The 18,814-nt window shown below is 42.1% G+C and carries 19 protein-coding genes and 1 other RNA gene; 11 read left to right on the top strand and 9 right to left on the bottom strand.

Annotated features, from left to right (window positions below):
* Positions 1–45: 45 nt before the first annotated feature.
* The 3 genes from dnaQ to nudC all read left to right on the top strand — a co-directional run bounded on the left by dnaQ (position 46) and on the right by nudC (position 3,970).
* Positions 46–1,440, top strand: a complete 1,395-nt coding sequence (gene dnaQ / locus AC5YCI_RS05700) for a DNA polymerase III subunit epsilon (RefSeq protein ID WP_496175280.1) — start codon at positions 46–48, stop codon at positions 1,438–1,440.
* 125 nt (positions 1,441–1,565) lie between these two features.
* The gene (locus AC5YCI_RS05695) at positions 1,566–3,206 is read left to right on the top strand and encodes a chemotaxis protein (RefSeq protein ID WP_496128648.1); all 1,641 of its coding nucleotides are present in this window, start codon (positions 1,566–1,568) and stop codon (positions 3,204–3,206) included.
* Positions 3,206–3,970 (top strand): NAD(+) diphosphatase, encoded by a 765-nt coding sequence (nudC, locus tag AC5YCI_RS05690; protein WP_496128649.1) that lies wholly within the window; start codon positions 3,206–3,208, stop codon positions 3,968–3,970. The genes AC5YCI_RS05695 and nudC overlap by 1 nt, the downstream gene beginning before the upstream one ends.
* Here the strand turns inward: nudC and AC5YCI_RS05685 are convergent.
* Genes AC5YCI_RS05685 through AC5YCI_RS05675 form a run of 3 tightly spaced genes read right to left on the bottom strand, consistent with a single transcriptional unit; the run spans position 3,967 to position 5,971 of the window.
* Positions 3,967–4,842: an alpha/beta hydrolase gene (locus AC5YCI_RS05685; RefSeq protein ID WP_496128650.1), complete on the bottom strand. Its 876-nt coding sequence runs from the start codon at positions 4,840–4,842 to the stop codon at positions 3,967–3,969. The two genes, nudC and AC5YCI_RS05685, sit on opposite strands and share 4 nt — an antisense overlap.
* The gene (locus tag AC5YCI_RS05680; protein WP_496128777.1) at positions 4,832–5,512 is read right to left on the bottom strand and encodes a BON domain-containing protein; all 681 of its coding nucleotides are present in this window, start codon (positions 5,510–5,512) and stop codon (positions 4,832–4,834) included. The genes AC5YCI_RS05685 and AC5YCI_RS05680 overlap by 11 nt, the downstream gene beginning before the upstream one ends.
* 39 nt (positions 5,513–5,551) lie before the next feature.
* Positions 5,552–5,971, bottom strand: a complete 420-nt coding sequence (locus AC5YCI_RS05675) for a YraN family protein (RefSeq protein ID WP_496128651.1) — start codon at positions 5,969–5,971, stop codon at positions 5,552–5,554.
* 100 nt (positions 5,972–6,071) lie between these two features.
* Here AC5YCI_RS05675 and rsmI point away from each other — a divergent pair, with 100 nt between their 5' ends.
* Positions 6,072–6,911: a 16S rRNA (cytidine(1402)-2'-O)-methyltransferase gene (rsmI, locus tag AC5YCI_RS05670; RefSeq protein ID WP_496128652.1), complete on the top strand. Its 840-nt coding sequence runs from the start codon at positions 6,072–6,074 to the stop codon at positions 6,909–6,911.
* Between the two features lie 29 nt (positions 6,912–6,940).
* On the opposite strand, the gene AC5YCI_RS05665 is transcribed toward rsmI, so the two are convergent.
* The 5 genes from AC5YCI_RS05665 to AC5YCI_RS05645 all read right to left on the bottom strand — a co-directional run bounded on the left by AC5YCI_RS05665 (position 6,941) and on the right by AC5YCI_RS05645 (position 11,812).
* Positions 6,941–7,189, bottom strand: a complete 249-nt coding sequence (locus AC5YCI_RS05665; RefSeq protein ID WP_496128653.1) for a hypothetical protein — start codon at positions 7,187–7,189, stop codon at positions 6,941–6,943.
* 154 nt (positions 7,190–7,343) lie between these two features.
* Positions 7,344–8,579: an FAD-dependent monooxygenase gene (locus AC5YCI_RS05660; RefSeq protein ID WP_496128654.1), complete on the bottom strand. Its 1,236-nt coding sequence runs from the start codon at positions 8,577–8,579 to the stop codon at positions 7,344–7,346.
* Positions 8,576–9,784 carry a 2-octaprenyl-6-methoxyphenyl hydroxylase gene (ubiH, locus tag AC5YCI_RS05655; protein WP_496128778.1) on the bottom strand — a complete coding sequence of 403 codons (1,209 nt, stop codon included), beginning with the start codon at positions 9,782–9,784 and terminating at the stop codon, positions 8,576–8,578. The genes AC5YCI_RS05660 and ubiH overlap by 4 nt, the downstream gene beginning before the upstream one ends.
* A gap of 31 nt (positions 9,785–9,815) precedes the next feature.
* On the bottom strand, positions 9,816–11,141 hold the full coding sequence (pepP, locus tag AC5YCI_RS05650; protein WP_496128655.1) for a Xaa-Pro aminopeptidase: 1,326 nt from the start codon (positions 11,139–11,141) through the stop codon (positions 9,816–9,818).
* Between the two features lie 32 nt (positions 11,142–11,173).
* Positions 11,174–11,812 (bottom strand): UPF0149 family protein, encoded by a 639-nt coding sequence (locus AC5YCI_RS05645; RefSeq protein ID WP_496128656.1) that lies wholly within the window; start codon positions 11,810–11,812, stop codon positions 11,174–11,176.
* Between the two features lie 64 nt (positions 11,813–11,876).
* On the opposite strand from AC5YCI_RS05645, the gene AC5YCI_RS05640 reads away from it, so the two are divergent.
* The 3 genes from AC5YCI_RS05640 (at position 11,877) to ssrS (ending at position 13,018) form a co-directional block, all read left to right on the top strand.
* The gene (locus tag AC5YCI_RS05640) at positions 11,877–12,428 is read left to right on the top strand and encodes a hypothetical protein (RefSeq protein WP_496128657.1); all 552 of its coding nucleotides are present in this window, start codon (positions 11,877–11,879) and stop codon (positions 12,426–12,428) included.
* Positions 12,429–12,743, top strand: a complete 315-nt coding sequence (locus AC5YCI_RS05635; RefSeq protein WP_496128658.1) for a cell division protein ZapA — start codon at positions 12,429–12,431, stop codon at positions 12,741–12,743.
* Between the two features lie 90 nt (positions 12,744–12,833).
* Positions 12,834–13,018, top strand: a non-coding RNA gene (gene ssrS / locus AC5YCI_RS05630) — 6S RNA.
* A gap of 88 nt (positions 13,019–13,106) precedes the next feature.
* On the opposite strand, the gene AC5YCI_RS05625 is transcribed toward ssrS, so the two are convergent.
* Entirely contained in the window at positions 13,107–13,229 is a 123-nt protein-coding gene (locus AC5YCI_RS05625; protein ID WP_496128659.1) for a hypothetical protein, read from the bottom strand.
* 316 nt (positions 13,230–13,545) lie between these two features.
* Between AC5YCI_RS05625 and AC5YCI_RS05620 the strand changes: the two genes are divergently transcribed.
* The 4 genes from AC5YCI_RS05620 (at position 13,546) to lon (ending at position 18,609) form a co-directional block, all read left to right on the top strand.
* A complete protein-coding gene (locus AC5YCI_RS05620) occupies positions 13,546–14,058 on the top strand; it encodes an OmpA family protein (protein WP_496128660.1) in 513 nt (170 codons plus the stop codon).
* Between the two features lie 425 nt (positions 14,059–14,483).
* A complete protein-coding gene (locus AC5YCI_RS05615) occupies positions 14,484–15,377 on the top strand; it encodes an OmpA family protein (protein WP_496128661.1) in 894 nt (297 codons plus the stop codon).
* Between the two features lie 96 nt (positions 15,378–15,473).
* The gene (locus AC5YCI_RS05610) at positions 15,474–16,061 is read left to right on the top strand and encodes a 5-formyltetrahydrofolate cyclo-ligase (RefSeq protein ID WP_496128662.1); all 588 of its coding nucleotides are present in this window, start codon (positions 15,474–15,476) and stop codon (positions 16,059–16,061) included.
* 121 nt (positions 16,062–16,182) lie between these two features.
* A complete protein-coding gene (gene lon / locus AC5YCI_RS05605; RefSeq protein ID WP_496128663.1) occupies positions 16,183–18,609 on the top strand; it encodes an endopeptidase La in 2,427 nt (808 codons plus the stop codon).
* The last annotated feature ends 205 nt before the right edge of the window (positions 18,610–18,814 follow it).

Raw genomic sequence — 18,814 nt, 5'->3', positions numbered from 1 at the left:
AATGTCGAGTTCTAAATTCTGCTGTTTTTGCCTACGGATCAAGTTATGACTGAAACAATCACTTTATATGTAGATGGCGCCTGTCGCGGCAATCCTGGCCTAGGTGGCTGGGGTGCCTATCTCATTTATGCTGATCAGTCTGAGAAAAAACTCTGTGGTGGTGAACATAATACCACCAACAATCGCATGGAGCTTACCGCTGCGATTGAAGGCATTCGTGCTTGCCCCAAAGAGGCGCACTTGATCATGTGGACGGATTCGACCTATGTACAAAAAGGTATTACCGAATGGATTGTGGGCTGGAAAAAGAAAAATTGGAAAGGCGTTAAAAATCCAGATCTTTGGCAAGCACTAGATCAAATTTGCCAAGGCCGCAGTATTGAATGGCATTGGGTCAAAGGTCATGCTGGACATGCCGGCAATGAAATGGCCGATCAACTGGCCAATTTAGGCGCAGACCAAACTGCACAAGGTCAAAGCACTACACCCCTCATAGCTCCAACAGCACCTGCAGCTGAACAGGATTGGCTCTTAGATGACCCTTTTGGCTTTGATTTGGCAGAAGATATGTTTGATGCCGAAGACCAATTTGAGCCAGAAACCGAAACCGAAACCGAAACCGAAACCGAAACCGAAACCGAAACCGAAACCGAAACCGAAACCGAAACCGAAACCGAAACCGAGCCTAAAGCTCATTCAGCAGTTCATCCACAGATTGTCATGACTGAGGCCAAACTCGATTTACATGGCCCACGTCAGCTCATTTTAGATACTGAAACCACCGGTTTTTATTTCCAAGATGGTGACCGCATTGTGGAAGTCGGTGCAATTGAAATGATTAATCGCAAACTGACCGGTCGCTCGATTCATATTTATATCAATCCAGAAAAACCCGTGGGTGAATCAGAAAATATTCATGGTATTTCTGATGAATTTTTAAAAGACAAACCTAAATATGCCGAAATTGCGGATGTCTTATACGACTATTTAAAAGGCGCTGAAATTATTGCCCATAACGCAAACTTCGATATGAATTTCTTAGACATGGAGTTTGAGCGGGTCGGTTTAGGCAAGTTGTCTGCTGTCTGTAGCGTCACTGATACCTTGGCTATGGCCAAAGCCAAACATCCGGGGCAAAAAAACTCACTTGATGCTTTAGTGCGTCGTTATGAAATTCCAGAGCGTGACCGTACCTTCCACGGTGCCTTACTCGATGCCGAAATCTTAGCCGACGTGTATTTGGCCATGACTGGCGGTCAGGTTGCCTTTGATATTGAAGCACTCTCTCACAGCGAAGAATATAATGCTGGCGGTGGCCGAGTAGTTGAAGGAGATGGTTTGCCGGTGATTTTACCTTCTAGTCATGAATTAGAACAACATGAGAACTGGGTCAATAAATATTTAGAAAAGCATGGTCAACCTTGCTTTTTTGCTAAATAAAACTGCAATATTTGTAACTCTTTTGTATTTAAATACAAAGGAGTTACGTTATAGTGAAAGCAATAAACAAACAGTATGTGTGAGCATACCTTTACGGATAAAACTTTTAGGATAGGTGCAGATCCATGTCTTACCAAACCTCTATTCACTTTGACCCAACAGCCCTACTAATAATAAAAAATGAAGTAGATAGCTCAATTGATCTGGTTGAAGCTGCTGTTAGTAGCTTAGTTGAAGATCAAAACCTACCTTTTGGCATTGAAGACGCGCTGAATCAATTTGAACAATGTGCCCAAGTTTTGGCCCTGATTGACATGCCAAGTGTGGCAAACCTTGCACAATATTGTGCTGAATTAATGCGTAAAATTATGCACCAACCGGATGATATCCATCTACCGGATGTGGTGGCGTTAAGTGATGGAACCAGTTTACTCAAACGTTATATTGAGTTTATTTGCCTACGTGAAGTACAGATTCCACAGTTTTTATTGGCCACGCTCAATCGCCTAGAACTTGCCCTTGGCCGTCCACTTACGCAAGAAGGTCATCAACTGGCACCTTTATTGGCCTGTGTCACCCCAAACTTTCGTTTACCGGATGCACCAGATTTAGAAAAATCAGGCTATGTACAACGTCTTTACAAACTCTCTTTGGTTAAACTGCTGACTGAGCAACACAAAGCACTTGATTTACAAGCCATCAAAATCGTGGCCGCTTATCTTGCCTCTATGAGCACGAATACCCCAAGCCATCAATATTGGCAGCTGTTATTGGTGGCATTTAACTCTATTGAGCAACTGTCTTTAAATGGACCACGTTTACAGAGCATGATTGCCATTGAGCGTAATATTGCAGCGTTTTTAGCAGCGCCACAGCGCTATCAAGCTCCTTTGGATCAAGTGGCGAATGTTTTAAGCTTGTGTCTGAGCCAAGAAACGCCAATGTCCCAGCATATCCGTGAGCAACTTGGTGCTAGTGAAGATTTGCTTAGCGATACACAACTACAGGTCTTTAGCCGTCATTTATATGGTCCAGATTTTAATACTATCCATACCATGACTGAATTGGTTAGCCAAGAAATTAGCCAACTACGCAATGACATTGAATACAACTATCAAAATATGTCACCTGAGAAAGCCCAAGAATTGTCGGCCAAATTCCATGAACTGGCCAATATCTTTATGGTGCTAAATTTAAAAGACGCCGCTCAAGAACTACGTCGTCAAGCCCAATCACTTAATCCAAGCCATTTAAAAGATCCAAACTTTGCGCAGCAAGTCATGAATTGTATTCAATCAACCATGAACTCCATTGGAATTTTAGAGCGCCAACATACCTCTAGTCGTTTACAACTTAGCGTTAACAACATGAACATCTCTTTAGATCGTTTAGATGAAGCGCATGAAGTTTTACTCAATGAGACCAAAGCCTTGATTGAGCTGTCTAGTCAAAGTTTAGTCCAATATTTACAAAGCCAAGACTTAAGCACCTTAGAAGCGATTCCATCGCAATTACGTGAAATTGGGGGTGCCTTATTGTTCCTTAATGCAACATCAGGTCAACGTTCATTGAGCCTTACTGCTGATTTTATCCAAGCACGTTTAGCAGCACAGCAGCCTATTCATCCAACTGAAATGGATGCTTTGCTTGAGCCTTTAGCAAGTGCTGATATGTGGATTGACAATTTGAAAAATAAACAACCTGTTCTGCATAACATGTTTGATGTAGCATTACAAAGTAGTCAAAAACTGAAGAATGTTGCCTAATGTCAATCGCTTATATCTTTCATCAACAACAGCTGTTAGTCGATCAAAATTTTCAATTGCCTGAAGTTGAAAGACTCAGCAGCGATTTGGATTTAAATACGGGCAAGGATGTGATTGCCCGTGACTTACTGCCCGATGAAAGCATTCCTGAAGGTTTGCAATTGGTGCCCATTCGTCAATTGCTTACCCTCTGGAATAGCAAGCAGTTTGAGGATGCTAGCCGTGCTGTACAACTTCTAGAGTGGCGTCGTAATCATAAGTTTTGCAGCCATTGTGGCAACAAAACGGTGCCTCATAGCAAAGAATTTGCCATGATTTGCCCAAGTTGCAATTACCATCAATATCCACGGGTGCAACCTTGTGTGATTACGATTATTACTCGGGGTGATGACGAAGTGTTACTGGCACGTAATGCACGTAATCCACGCCCTGTATATGGTTTGATTGCAGGTTTTGTCGAAGTTGGTGAAACTTTAGAAGAAGCGGTACGCCGTGAAACTTTAGAAGAAGTGGGTATTGAAGTGAAAAACTTGCAATATTTGGCCAGTCAGCCATGGCCCTTTCCCAGTAATTTAATGTTAGCATTTCGTGCAGAATACGCCGGCGGCGAACTTCAATTACAAGAAGAAGAAATTGCCGATGCAGCTTTCTTTAAATTTGATCAACTGCCTGAAATTCCATTTGCAGGCAGTATTGCGCATGCCATGATCATGCATGTCACGCAAGGTCATCCTGTAGCAGACGACAGCAAAGCTTGGCTTTAAGGCAATGCTTGATCTAAAGCCTCTAGAATCTGCTTCTGGGTAGAAAAATAGCGGCAAAACAGCGGTGCCACCGACCCCATCAAACTAATATGCCCAGTACGCGGCACAGTAATAATGGCACTATGATTGCCTTTGGCTTTCAGTGCTTGATCAAAATCAATGGCATTTTTAGGATGCACGATGCTGTCATTGGCTGCCACAAATAAGTAATGTTGAATAGTATTCGCTTCAACAAAATAATAAGGCATGACATGGCGATAATGCAGCGTTTGATCAAAAGCATCCGCACATAAAGGATCACCTTTATAGTCAAAATGATATGGCCCTGCCAAACCAATGACGGCGCGAATATTCTCTCTACATGCCAGTGTATACGGTGTAGGATGATAAAGCGCCGACATGACATTAAATGCCCCTGCGGAATGTCCCATTAGCACAATATTTTGTGTAGAAATCTGATGCTGCTGTTGCTGGGCATGCAAATAGTTTAAAGCCAAGCTTAAATCATCAATTGAGCTTGGAAAAATATGGGCGGGTGCGAGGTGATAGTTAATCACCGCCACATGAAAGCCTTGCTCAGCAAAAGCCGCCCCGACAAAGCGATAATCTTGTTTATCCCCATGTGACCATGCCCCACCATGTACAAATACCAGTAAAGGCTGGCTTGGCCGAGGTTGGTGAGTGACATATAAATCCAGCATTTGCCGTGTGGCTTGCCCATATTTGATGTCACTTTGTAGCTGATAACCTGTTTTCGCAACAAAATGATTGACTGCGTAAGTGCCCAAATCATAAAGACGAAAATCTTTGTAGCGCTCGCGTGCTATAGCAAATTTTTGCTTAAATTGATGTAAATTCAATTTAGAGCCCATAGCTTGGCTCTTGCTGTTCAGGGTCAATCGCAACAGGTGTAGCAACACTTGGTTGTGACACTGGGGCAGTTAAATAATTACTGTTACTATTGGCTTGTTGTTCAATATTATCCACCAAGGTCACAATTTTACTCACGTTACCAACTTGCTGTAACACTCGATTCAAGTCTTCAATTTCAGGGCTATTTAAGCGTCCCATCACATACAAGACGCCATTTTCAGTATGTACACGTACTTTAGAATCTGCCACCACAGGTGCTTTCATCAGTAAGCCACGGGTATTAGCGGTTACAGTGGTGTCTTGCATAATGGTGCTATAACCAATTTGGCTGCCCACCGTAATAAAATTATGTACGGTTTTTACATCAGTCATGGCGCGTACATTGTCTTCTGCCAATTGTTTTAAATGCTGATCAGGCACTTGGCCAGTTAAAAGTACATTGCCATGAAAGCTTTCAACATTGACACGGGATTGATTAAAACGGGCATCGAGCTTATACAGATTAATTTTTGCTGTACGTTCAATTGAAGAGTCAATAAATACTTGACCCAGCGAACGCGCGCCACTGTCCACACCCACAGGCGCACTGCCTGTGCCTTGAGAAATAAAACTCGCACAGCCAGATAAACTGGCCACACATACTACAGTTACAGCAATACGGCTAAACACGCGATCCGTCTCCTCGTCCACTTGTTATTGTCAACATTTTCAAAGCCTAATCAAGTTTGTATCAAAAGTAAAAGCATTTTCAATCCAAGCCAAATCATAAGCGCTAGGCAAAAATGACTGCTGTGGTATTTTTGCAATAGGTTGTAAAAAGTCGATACAAATCACATCAAAACGCAGTGCATATGAGTTAAATTGTGGATATTGCTGTAAAAACAATAAAGCGGTATGCATAATTTTGCCTTGTTTGGCGCGGCTAATGACTTCATTGGCCATTCCCCACTGCGTAGGTTGACGCGCTTTGACTTCCACAAAAATTAATTCATCTTGACGGGTCATAATTAAATCAATTTCACCAAAACGGCTATGATAATTGCGCTGTAGCATCTTAAAACCGTGCCGTTCTAAGTAAGTTTGGGCGTGTTGTTCTGCCCATTGACCCAACATTTGGTTGAAGCTCATTCCTTGTTCCTTAGCAATTGCCTGTAATCTACACCCTCTCAGGCACTATTTTCGGGTAAAATAGCCGATTGCCTGTATTTTTATTGTTGAGGAGAGTTGCATGAGTGCTCAGTTATTTGTGGTCGCTACGCCAATTGGGCATTTAGATGACATCACCTATCGTGCGATTGACGTATTAAAGTCGGTCACTATTATTGCCGCTGAAGATACCCGCACCTCAGCGCAACTGCTGAAACATTTTAATATTAATACGCCTTTGACCGCCTGTCATGAGCACAATGAAAGCAACAAGATTGATTTGCTGATTCAGCGTTTATTAAATGGTGAAAACATGGCGCTCATTAGTGATGCAGGAACGCCTTTGATTAGCGATCCGGGTTTTAAATTGGTACGGGCCGCACAAGAAAACGGTATTCGTGTGATTCCTGTCCCTGGGGCATGTGCAGCCATTGCTGCCCTAAGCGCTGTGGGCCTACCAAGTGACCGCTTTAGTTTTGAAGGTTTTTTGCCCTCTAAGCAATCTCAACGCTTGTTACATCTCAATCGTTTAAAAGATGAAACACAAACTTTAATTATTTATGAAGCGCCACATCGTATTTTAGATTGTGTACAAGATATGGCAGATGTATTCGGTGGCGATCGTCCTGTAGGTTTTGCGCGTGAGATTACCAAAACCTTTGAAACCATTAAAAAAATGACTTTGGCTGACTTGGTAGAATTTATTAAGAATGACCATCATCAGCAAAAGGGTGAAATTGTGTTAGTCATTGGTGGTGCTACAGTTGAAAAAGATTTAGAACAAGAAAAACTCGATCAATTATTAACGCGTTTATTGCAAGATTTATCGGTCAAAGCTGCTTCGCAGTTGGCAGCCGATTTAACGGGTATTAAAAAGAAAGTCGCTTATCAACGTGCACTAGAGCTCACCGACAAAGCATAAAAAAAGGCCTCGCAATTGCGAGGCTTTTTTTAGTCACGTACATTTTCATCGGCAGGCACTTCGGTGATACGACCACCCCGTGCTAAGAATGCTGCCACTTCATCTTCTAAAGCTTGGCGTTGCTTTTGTTTCGCCGTTACAGTGAGTGTTTCTGCTTCAGCAAGATCTGTATCGCTTGGTGCATCTTCACTGACACTCGCGCCTTTTTCTGCGGCTTTCGCTTCGTCTTCGTCTACCGCAATTTCGTCTACTTCATCATAATCATTGGCATCAGTCATTATAATCTCCCCAGAATGACATCATCTTTAAATTATGAAGAAATTTAGCAAGCAATTGGCCTTTCGCCTAGTAGTATGAGTAACAAAATTGTACTTTTTTTAATCAAAATCGTAACCATTTCTTGATGACTGCACAAAAAACGAGTGACTTAGGCTATATAGCATAACGAGTATTTTTCAAACCATTTAAACCGGCCGCTTGCTGCATAAATAAATCTTTAGCTAACGCAGACTGCTCAACGGTTTTTAGCCCAAAATTACGTGCCCAAACCACAGGGGTCAAACGACTTGTTTCTAGCCAACCCAGTAGCGACATACTGTGCATCATGGCTTCATTTTGCCCTTTACGTCGATGTTCATAATGTCTTAAGGTTTGTAGATGCGCCCACACGCCACGTTCACGATCGCGTAATAAGGCATCACAGAGTACCGCAGCATCAAGGCAACCAATATTCACCCCTTGACCTGCCAACGGATGAATCACATGCGCAGCATCCCCAATCAGCGCTAAACCATCGCGTACATAGGTTTTGGCTGCACGGGCTTTAAGCGGGAAAGTCGCACGCGGTGTCGCTTGTAATACTGCGCCTAACATATGCTGACTTTCTAAGCTGAGTAATTGGCAAAATGCAGCATCATCTAAGTTGGCATATTCTTCGGCATAGTCATCAGGCAAGGTCCAAACAATCGATTGCCAATAGCCGTCTTGTTCAGGCTGCAAACTTGCCATAGGTAAGTAGGCCAAAGGACCCGTTTCTAAAAAGATCTGCCGTGCCACATGTTGATGTGGCTTTTCGGTACGAATCGCGCAGCTTAAACCAGCCTGTTGATAATCTAAGACATCTAAGTCTATAAAGGCCTGTTCACGCACAAAGGAATTAGCACCATCAGCACCAATCACTAACTTGGTGGTGAGCTTTGTGCCATCTGCTAAATGAATAAACCAGACGCCATTGCCCTGCTCAACGCGCAGCACCTTGACGTGGGTACGGTAATCCTGCACCGCGCTTTGCATTTGGCTTTGAATCGCGAGATTTAAAATGCTTGGCTCAACCATTGACCCTAAAATATGCGCTTGCCACGGCGTCTGAGCACTTGCTTGCCCAAACATAATCTCACCATAGCCATTTTTATTCCACACCTGCATGCCGCTATAGGGCATGTGACGTGCAATATGCGCCCATACGCCAGCGGTTTTAAGTAAATGAATACTAGCTTGGCTTAAAGCCAACACCCGTGAATTGGGCTGCGCTAACACACGTTTAGCCTCCAACACAGGCGCTGCATCTAAAACCGTCGCTTGTACCCCGCCCTGCGCCAGCAATAGTGTAGTAAGACCACCTACTAGACCACCGCCAATAATGACAACGTCTAAGACCTGATCTGTCATGCTTTAAGCCCCATGGCATAGTTGGCAACTAAGGGTTTAAAGCCCGGAATGGTTTCAAATGCCACAAGACCTGTGTTACGAATCAGTTTTAAAATAATATTTTGATTGCTAAAACCGCGCACCACTAAATCACAAAAACGGATCACGCGTTGTTGATCTTTGAGTCTGGCTTGCTCATAAGCTTTGAGCATACTTGGTTCACCAATATCGCGTTGCTCGGCCAATTGCTCGGTCAAGAAACGGCGCAACACATACGCATCACGTAAACACAAGTTAAAGCCTTGGCCTGCTACAGGATGAATAGTATGCGCTGCATTGCCCATCAATACCACACGCCCCACGGCTTGTTTTTCGGCTAACACTTGTGACAATGGATAACTAAAACGTTTACCGGTTTTTTCAAATTTACCTGCGCGGTCGCCATAGGTTTGCTGTAAAGCATTTAGGAACTGCTGATCATTTTCTTCACCCAGCCACTCATGCTCGGTGCCTTTTTTGACCGGCCACACCACAGAACGACGATATTCACCCGGTACAGGCAACAAAGCCAATGGCCCTAAGGCACTAAAGCGTTCAAAACCAATATGTTGATGTGGCTTTGAGGTTTGTACAGTCGTGACAATGGCAACTTGGTCATATTCATGGGTAGAAAAACCAATGCCTAAAGCTTTACGACAGAATGAATCACGTCCGTCGGCGGCAATCACCAATGGCGCTGCAATCTTTAACATTTCATCAGCACGTTTAGCTTCAATGTAAGCGTGGTCTTGATCTTGCGTTAATGCGGTCACTTGTACCCCATCAATCAGTTCAATATTTGCATGCTGCCGCGCTTGGCTGAGTAGAATACGACCAAGCCATGCATTTTCAATCACTTGACCAAAGCTTTCGACTTTTTCTTTTTCAGCAATTAAGCGTGCCTTACCAAAACTGCCTTGTTCGCTAATATCCACTTGTAAAATTGGAGTGGCATATTGTTGCAAGACATCCCATAAACCCAATTCTTGATAAATTTGTACACTACGACGTGACAATGCAGTATTTCGGGCATCAAAACTTGAGTGATACGGGGCTAAATTGGCATCATCATAATTTGGATATGAAATCGCTTCTAACAGCTTCACATGAATGTCAGCTTTGGCCAGCATGAGTGCCAAACTTAAGCCCACCATTCCACCACCAACGATGACAACTTGTTGTTGCAACATATGCATTCCCTAAAATAAAAAAGTCTTATTATGCTTGCGCCATCAGCGCTTCGATATCTTCTACTGTTTTGACCACAGCTTGAGTTAGTACCAATGGGCCATTGGCAGTTGCCACTACATCATCTTCAATACGAATACCAATACCACGCCATTTTTCATCGACTGTCTCATCGTCTGGCGCGATATAAAGTCCTGGCTCTACTGTGACCACCATACCTTCTTCGTAGTTACGCCATTCACCATCGACTTTATAGCGTCCAACGTCATGCACATCCATACCGAGCCAATGCCCTGTACCATGCATATAAAATTGACGATAAGTTTCTTGGGCAATAATTTTTTCTTTATCGCCTTGCATAATGCCTAGATCAAGTAAGCCTTGTACCAAAATATCCACTGCTACATGGTGCGGCTCTTTATAAGAATTACCAACTTGTACTGCATTAATCGCGGCAATTTGTGCATCTAATACAATGTTATACAGGGCTTTTTGTTCTGGGCTAAATTTACCATTCACTGGGAAAGTACGGGTAATGTCTGAGGCATACAGTTCATATTCACAGGCTGCATCAATTAAAACCAAATCACCGTCTTTCAGCTCTTGGTTATTTTCCACATAATGCAAAATACAGCCATTTTGACCACCACCGACAATACTGTTATATGACGGCACGCAACCATGTTGACCAAATACATAGTTGAGCTCAGCTTCCAGCTGATACTCCATCATGCCCGGTTTCACCGCTTGCATCGCACGGGTATGTGCTTGGGCAGAAATGTCTGAGGCAATTTGCATTAAGGCAATTTCTTGCGCGTCTTTATGCAGGCGCATTTCATCTAATAATGCATCAAGTTGCACAATTTTTTCTGGGGCACTGGTGCCACGGCGTGATTCACCGTTGGCACTGGCAATCCATTTGGCTACCCGTGCGTCAAATGCTGCATTTTGACCCACGCGATAATACAACTGATCTTTATCGAGAAACTTCTCAATGATTTCTTCGTCAAGTAGCTCAATGGCATAGGCTTCATCAGCCTCAAAGTCGTCAATCGCGCCATCGACCCCTGCACGATAACCATGCCAAATTTCCATGTCACGATCACGTTCACGGCAGAACAAGCTATAGCTATAACCTTCCTCGAGATCATCAAAGGTTTCAATCACTGCCACAGCTTCAGGTTCAGCAAATCCAGTTAAATAGAAAAAGCTACTATCGGCACGGAATTTGTAATCGGCATCACGGTTACGCATATACACCTGATTGGTGGCAATAATCGCAATACTACGTGGTCCCATCTGTTCGGCTAAACGATCACGACGGGCTTGAAAATCAGCTTGAGTCAGTTTTGTCATTGAGAAGTTCTTCTTAAAAAGTTGTGTTTGCCTTAGCTTGGACGATGCGGGGTAAACATTTCCACCACATCTTGTGCAGTTTCACCATTCATCGCTGCAGCAATACGAGATTTTGCTTGGTAATTTTGTAACAAAGAACTCTCAGCCACTGCAACCTTTTTACGTCCCATCGACAAGCTAATTGGAATTAAACGTACAAACTCATACAACTCAAGATAGCTTTGCTCACCCTCTTCGTCATTGTCTGATTCGTCAAATTCAACCGCCGCAACATCTTGCAGATGTTCAATTAATTCTAGTTCATCAGGACGGATATGACCTGATGCCAAACCAAAACCTAGCACCACGCCTGCAGCCCAATCCGCCAAGGCTTGTACACGCTCTGCGAGAGGATGTTCATCATCTGGCAGCAAAGGTAAATAATCCAGCTCATCTTCAGATAAAGCATGTGAGATATCTTCACCTTCTTGTGCCAATAGCTCTAAGCCTTCATCATCAAGTGCGGGCACATTGAGTGTAGCTAGGATTTGCTGCCATTCATCTGCCGTTGGTGACTCAGTCACACACACCACACCTGTAACTAAACCATGTAATTCGCTTGGGCTTGAAATTTCTTCAATCTCAGCAAAATTACCTTCCCACTCGTTCCAACCTGAAATATCGTCTTGCATTCGCTTATCCAATCTCTATACTTCGTATATATTACCTTTGTTTGCAATACTGTGCGACTCCGTTATGTTAGAAGAATTACAGCGTCTTCAGGCGCATATTGGTGCGTTAAAGACGCGCCTTGATCACTATGAGCAAGAAAATCAACTGCTGCATAGCGCCAAAGCAACCGAGGCCGAGCAACATCATGCCGAAATTGTGCAAAAAACTGGCATTATCACGCAAAAGCAGCAGGAAATTGATCAACTGACTGAAAAAGCCAGCCAAACTAATAAGCAATTGAAGCAAATGACTCACGATGCTGCCGCACTTGCTGATCGATATAATCGTTTAGAAAAAAGCTGTACTGATCTAAAAAACCGCTTTCAAGAGATTTTATCAGAGCGTAATGAGCTGCGTACGCTACAAGAAAAGTTACAAAATGAGCAGCGCCAAAGTCAGCTAGAAATTAATGCTTTGCAACAAGAACGTGGCCGTTTGCTACAAAAAAATGAATTAGCACAAGCCAAAGTGGAAGCCATTATTCAACGCTTAAATATTTTGGGAACTGCTCAAGATAAACATGCCGATGAAATTGGCAAATTAGCTGAACTCAGCGATCGGAATGAGGGCGTATAAATGAGTGAGCAAATTCCCGTAGAACTTCGTGTACTTGGACACAGTTTTCGTTTAGCTACAACACCAGAAAAACAGCCTGAGCTTGAACGTGCAGTTGAACTGTTAAACGAGAAATATGAAGAGTTTCGTCGTAAAGCACCACGCATGGAACCAAGTAAGTTGATTATTATGGTGGCCCTAGAATTAATGCAAGAAGTGTTATCATTAAACAAAAGTGTACAAGAATATGAACACTGCGAAATTTTGCTCAGCAATGTATTAGCTGAGTTGGATCAATATGTTGCTGAAAAAAATCCACTGCCACAAAGCAATTAATTTTGTACAAACTCTAGACAGTTGTAATGCAAGTTTACATTGTTTGGCATACAAAAAGTTGCCAAGCGCATAACTTCAGTTATACTTGCCCTACGTCTGAGGTGTACGCCAGCGGGTCTATTCCCCTGAGCCGATACTTAAACTTACGGATTGTGTTCTGCATATTTAGAGCGTATGCCCACCTCGAGTGGGAAACCCAGCAAGTATGCGTCGCGTCCACCTTGAACTCTTCGGGTTCAAGGGTAATGACATGCAGCGGCACCGTCGGATAAAAAATTCTGTAAAAATCCCAGCATCTACAGCTGGGATTTTTTTGCCTTATACAAAACGCGGCATACCTATCTTATGGGGCTCACTAAAAGTTTAACCCCCTAGCATACGGTGGTGCTCAGCTTCAGCTTGACGTAATTCATCATAATAAGCAGGGTTAAAACTACATGCACTGAACAATGTTGCCAATAATGCAACGTAAATCACCTTTAACATAGCTCGACCTATCTGAGTTCATGAGAAGACTTTTCTTGACTACGCAATATAAATAAAACACAAAGATAGGTAAAACCATTTAATTGAATAAAATTAATCTAAAAAACAAATTAAACCTTTGCTACATTTTTGTGACTTAACTCAACACAATCATGGCTTAAAATAAATGCTCTGTTAAATACAGAAATACAGTAGGCAAGGATTGTCCTACATGAGTAAAACAACAATCAAACGCTCAAACTTCCTTCCACACTTCTGACTTTATAAACTTTGTTATATTTTGAGCGCTATTGATACCAACTGTATAGGTGGATCTATGTTGAACTATAAAATATTACTCCTCACAGCCTCAGTTTTGGCTTTAGCCGGTTGCCACAAGCAAGTTAAACCACCCTCCTACATTGAAGTTCCACCCACTCAACCTGGTTCACCACCAGTTGATTACATTAACTTAACTTCAGATACTTTATTTAAATTTAATGGCTCGAGTTCAAACGATCTATTACCTGCAGGCCGCGCCAAATTAGATGAAATTGCCCAAGGTCTAAAAGCGCGTTATGTCTCGATTCAACATATTGAATTGGTGGGTCATACCGATCGCCTAGGACAGGCTCAATACAACTATAACTTAGGAATGAAACGTGCTAAAACTGTCTATGATTATTTACACAGTCGTGGTATTCCAACCACCATCATGTCCTACAAGAGTGCGGGCGAGAATCAACCTGTAACCGATGGTTGTCCAAATGTCAGCCCACGCGCTAATTTAATTCAATGCTTACAACCAGATCGACGAGTTAGTATTGGAATTCAAGGGGTTAAACGTTAATTTTCATGTAAAAACTCAGCTAATTTAGCTGAGTTTTTACTTTAATATTCAAGTTAATCATTTCACAGCATTTATTTAAAATTGTTACATACATCACAATAAAAGGCTTTTTTTTTAAGATTAAGTCATTTTTTTCTGCTTAAGCTTATTTTTTTTACCAAAATATTTTTTTATTTTACATAGACTTATTTAGGTATCTACATTTTATTCAGTTTTAGCTAGTGTTCATAATTTATACATTGATCTAAAATAATCACAAGGTCATCAGACTGTAATCTTACGAGAGCATTTTGTTAAGCCAAGAGCTAGAAAAAATCATTTAAATAAGTTAACCATACTTGGCTATAAAATGTACTAAAAACTATAAGCGGATGCGCGCAGCATTGCAGTGTATTCAAGTGAAAATAACAACTATAGGTTGAACTATGTTAAATAAAATCATCATTGCTTCGGCGCTCGTCGTGGGACTGTCTGCCTGTACGAGCAAGCCTTATGACTATAGCCAGCCCCCTAAACCGGCTGATTATAGTAAGCCGGCAAACATCTATCCACCGTTTCAAGTTCAACATGCAGGCGCTAAGCCGCTTTATGTACAACGTGATAGTAAGCTATGCCCACCTGATACTTTAGATAAGCAAAAATGTCCAACTTATTTTTATATCAATGATCATAAAGTTGCCGACTTTTACGCCAACAACACCGGTTCTTTCTACGTTAAGCCAGAAACGTATACCTTAAAAGTACGTAACTGTAACACGGGTAAATGTTTGGTGGATGAAGTCAAAATCTGTGTCAATGATGGCTTACGTGACAATAAGCTTGTGTTATCTTTAGACGAAAATAACCGTCCAATTATTAACCACAGCAGTGGCAGCAAAAATATTAACTGTGAAAAACCAGTACCACCACCACCGCCACCACCAGAGTTCATCAACCTAGCAGCAGATACCTTGTTTAAGTTTGACAAATACAATGCTGAAGACTTATTACCAGCAGGTCGTGCTAAGTTGGACGAAGTGTCTGATGTGATCCGCAATGGTTATGTTTCTGTACATTCTATTGAGTTAATTGGTCATACTGACCGTTTAGGTTCAGATCAATACAACTATACCTTAGGTATGAACCGTGCTAAGACAGTACGTGAATATTTAGCAACACGTGGCGTACCTGCGCATTTATTAACCCATTCAAGTGCTGGTGAAACTCAACCTGTAACCAATGGCTGTCAAGGTGTAGCACCACGTGCGAAGTTAATTGAATGTTTACAACCTGATCGCCGTGTAACCGTCGCGATTCGTGGTGTAAAAAAAGTAAAATAATTCTATGATCCTGAGTTTAGCTTTAAGCTCAGGATTTTCTTCTCAGGCTATAAAGCTTATATTGGCTTTATAGCCTTATGATTTCCGCCCTGTTCTATGTCTTTAACACTGTCTCAATTACGCCGACAATTGCGTCAACAACGTCGTCGCATTTCTTCTTTCAAACAACGTCAATCTCAACAACAGACTTTTGCACGCTTACGCCGTCACGCTATTTTTAAGCACAGTCAGCATATTGGGGTGTACTTGCATGCTTTTGGTGAAATTCATACTCAACAATTAATCATGGAATGCTTTGCTTTAGGCAAACAGGTGTATTTACCGATGATTTGCAATATGAATCAGCATTTGGTGTGGGTAAAAATTTCTAAGCAACAATATATCAATCGACGCTTTGCCATGCATCGTTTAGGCATGCAACAAGCCATGCAAAACCGCGCTCGTGCTGTCACTCAACTAGATTTACTGATTATGCCCTTATTGGCTTGTGACCTGCTTGGGACACGGCTTGGCATGGGGGGTGGTTTTTATGATAAAACCTTATCACGCGCAGCGAAAAAACCCTATCGTTTGGGTTTAGCCCATGATTTTCAGCTACTCACGACTCCCCTGCAACGAGAAGCTTGGGATCAGCCCTTAGATGCCTTAGTTACGCCACAACGTTTTCTCACTTTTAAGCGCTAATCTTAAGATAACACTGCAATTTTTATGATTTTCATAGAAATTATTACATTTTACCCTTGTATTTTTAAAATTACCCATCACTATTAAATCATGGCAACACCGTTGTCACCTAGGAGTGCCCATGTCTGAAATTATGATGAATGAAGAAACCTTAGCACTAGAGGTGCCAAGCATATTACCTCTTTTAGCGCTACGTGATGTTGTGGTGTATCCACACATGCAAATTGCGCTGTTTGTTGGTCGTGAAAAATCGATCAATGCAGTTGATGTGGCGCGTAACAGTGACAATCTTGTATTTGTAGTTGCACAAAAAGATTCGCTTACAGAAGAAATTGATCACGATAATTTATATCAATACGGTACTGTCGCGAAGATTGTGCAAGTTGTAAATCACGAAAATGATGAAAACTGTATTAAGGTCCTCATAGAAGGCCTACACCGCGCCAAACTAGAACGCATTATCGACCAAGACAGCTATTTAACTGCTGAGCATAGTTTAAGCCCAATGAGCGTGACGCTTGAGCAAGAAACTCAAGAAAACCATCTGCTTGAATTACGTGCTTTATTTGCCCAGTATGCAGAAGCAAAATTACGTAATGCGCGTGAATTGATTGCAGCTGCCAATAAAATTGATGACTTATTGCAGTTATTGTTCTTTGTTGCGACTCGTGTTCCACTGAATATTGATGTAAAACAAAAGTTCTTAGAACATGACGAGTTTGCAGCACATTTAACTGAACTGATGACTTATTTGCTACAACAATCTGAAGAACAACAGATTGAGCAAACTTTGCATGATTCAGTGAAACGCCAAATGGAAAAAAATCAGCGCGAATACTTCTTAAATGAAAAAATGAAAGTCATTCAGCGCGAACTTTCTGATATGAATGGCGGTGCTGAAGATGATGTCGCTGAAATTGAACGTCGTTTAAGCGAAGCAGATTTACCTGAACATGTGCGTAAAAAAGCTGAAAATGAATTCCGTAAGTTAAAAGCGATGCAACCTGCTTCAAGCGAAGCAGCTGTGGTGCGCAATTACTTAGAAGTGATTCTTGATACCCCTTGGAATAAAGCCAGTAAAGTTAGTATTAACTTAAACAAAGCCCAAGAGATTCTAGATTCAGATCATTACGGGTTAGACGACGTGAAAGATCGCATTGTCGAATATCTTGCAGTGCAATCACGCGTGAAAAAATTACGTGGCCCGATCCTATGCTTAGTGGGTCCTCCAGGTGTGGGTAAAACTTCACTGGGTGAATCTGTAGCAAAAGCCACAGGTCGTGAATTTGTGCGTATGGCACTTGGCGGCGTACGTGATGAAGCCGAAATTCGTGGTCACCGTCGTACTTATATTGGTGCGATGCCAGGTAAAATTGTGCAGTCACTCAGCAAAGTTGGTGTAAAAAACCCACTGTTCTTACTCGATGAAATCGATAAGATGGCGCAAGACTACCGTGGCGATCCTGCATCTGCCTTACTTGAAGTACTTGATCCATCACAAAACAGTAAGTTTAACGATCACTATCTTGATCTAGATTTAGACTTATCTGAAGTGATGTTTATCTGTACTGCCAACAGCATGAATATTCCTGAAGCACTGCTTGACCGTATGGAAGTGATTCGTCTACCGGGTTATACCGAAGATGAAAAAGTCAATATTGCTGAACGTTACTTAGTACCAAAGGCTATTAAGAACAATGGCCTACGTGCTAAAGAGCTGACTGTGCATGAAGAAGCGATCCGTGACATCGTACAACGCTATACCCGTGAAGCAGGTGTACGTAGCTTAGAGCGTGAAGTCTCAAAAATTGCGCGTAAAGTGGTCAAAGAAGCGGTTAGCAAGAAAGCTAAAAATTTACAACTTGAAGTCAACTCAAGCAATCTGCCAGAGTATTTAGGTCCACATAAATTTGACTTTGGTATGGCGGAAGAAACTCCAGAAGTCGGCCGTGTCAATGGTTTAGCATGGACTTCTGTAGGTGGTGAGTTACTCACTATTGAAGTTGCAGCAGTTCCTGGTAAAGGTAAATTTATTACCACAGGTTCTTTAGGCGATGTGATGAAAGAATCCATTACAGCAGCGATGACTGTAGTGCGTACCCGTGCTGAAGAACTGGGCATCGAAGCATCACGTTTTGAAGAAACCGATGTGCATGTACATTTACCCGAAGGTGCGACCCCTAAAGATGGTCCATCAGCAGGTTTAGCATTAACCACTGCGCTGGTATCAGCATTTACCAAAATTGCGATTCGTCCAGATATCGCGATGACGGGTGAAACCAGCCTTGGTGGCCGTGCGATGCGGATTGGTGGTCTAAAAGAGAAGTTATTGGCTGCACATCGTGGTGGTGTGAAACTGGTGTTTATTCCGCAAGATAACGTGCGTGATTTAGCGGAAATTCCAGACAATGTTAAAGCAGGTCTTGAAATTAAAGCGGTAAAATCAATTGATGAAATTTTACCTTTGGCTTTAGTGGAACAACCGAAACCATTGGCCAAAGCACCTTTAGTCAAGGCAACTAATGAAGAGAAAGTTGCGCGTCATTAATTGAGACATCATGTTAAGCAAAAAGAGCGCCACGGCGCTCTTTTTTTATGTAACTTTTTATTTTCTAAACTTGCAATCTAACCTATTTAACCGCACTTTATAACAGGTAATCAAAATACCTTGTTGTATTGTTTTGGTCATCTGTGTCTCCAGACAGATGATCTTTTTAATCGCAGTCCTTTGGCTTTTAAGGACTGCGTTTTTT

This window comes from Acinetobacter sp. CY17, from assembly GCF_059515825.1.
This window is presented reverse-complemented; position numbering and strand designations above follow the sequence as displayed.

What these genes read in the sequence shown, in the direction of transcription:
- dnaQ (WP_496175280.1), top strand. Translation starts at nt 46, where the DNA reads ATGACTGAAACAATCACTTTATATGTAGATGGCGCCTGTCGCGGCAAT.
- AC5YCI_RS05695 (WP_496128648.1), top strand. Translation starts at nt 1,566, where the DNA reads ATGTCTTACCAAACCTCTATTCACTTTGACCCAACAGCCCTACTAATA.
- nudC (WP_496128649.1), top strand. Translation starts at nt 3,206, where the DNA reads ATGTCAATCGCTTATATCTTTCATCAACAACAGCTGTTAGTCGATCAA.
- AC5YCI_RS05685 (WP_496128650.1), bottom strand. Translation starts at nt 4,842, where the DNA reads ATGGGCTCTAAATTGAATTTACATCAATTTAAGCAAAAATTTGCTATA.
- AC5YCI_RS05675 (WP_496128651.1), bottom strand. Translation starts at nt 5,971, where the DNA reads ATGAGCTTCAACCAAATGTTGGGTCAATGGGCAGAACAACACGCCCAA.
- rsmI (WP_496128652.1), top strand. Translation starts at nt 6,072, where the DNA reads ATGAGTGCTCAGTTATTTGTGGTCGCTACGCCAATTGGGCATTTAGAT.
- AC5YCI_RS05665 (WP_496128653.1), bottom strand. Translation starts at nt 7,189, where the DNA reads ATGACTGATGCCAATGATTATGATGAAGTAGACGAAATTGCGGTAGAC.
- AC5YCI_RS05660 (WP_496128654.1), bottom strand. Translation starts at nt 8,579, where the DNA reads ATGACAGATCAGGTCTTAGACGTTGTCATTATTGGCGGTGGTCTAGTA.
- pepP (WP_496128655.1), bottom strand. Translation starts at nt 11,141, where the DNA reads ATGACAAAACTGACTCAAGCTGATTTTCAAGCCCGTCGTGATCGTTTA.
- AC5YCI_RS05645 (WP_496128656.1), bottom strand. Translation starts at nt 11,812, where the DNA reads ATGCAAGACGATATTTCAGGTTGGAACGAGTGGGAAGGTAATTTTGCT.
- AC5YCI_RS05640 (WP_496128657.1), top strand. Translation starts at nt 11,877, where the DNA reads ATGTTAGAAGAATTACAGCGTCTTCAGGCGCATATTGGTGCGTTAAAG.
- AC5YCI_RS05635 (WP_496128658.1), top strand. Translation starts at nt 12,429, where the DNA reads ATGAGTGAGCAAATTCCCGTAGAACTTCGTGTACTTGGACACAGTTTT.
- AC5YCI_RS05625 (WP_496128659.1), bottom strand. Translation starts at nt 13,229, where the DNA reads ATGTTAAAGGTGATTTACGTTGCATTATTGGCAACATTGTTCAGTGCA.
- AC5YCI_RS05620 (WP_496128660.1), top strand. Translation starts at nt 13,546, where the DNA reads ATGTTGAACTATAAAATATTACTCCTCACAGCCTCAGTTTTGGCTTTA.
- AC5YCI_RS05615 (WP_496128661.1), top strand. Translation starts at nt 14,484, where the DNA reads ATGTTAAATAAAATCATCATTGCTTCGGCGCTCGTCGTGGGACTGTCT.
- AC5YCI_RS05610 (WP_496128662.1), top strand. Translation starts at nt 15,474, where the DNA reads ATGTCTTTAACACTGTCTCAATTACGCCGACAATTGCGTCAACAACGT.
- lon (WP_496128663.1), top strand. Translation starts at nt 16,183, where the DNA reads ATGTCTGAAATTATGATGAATGAAGAAACCTTAGCACTAGAGGTGCCA.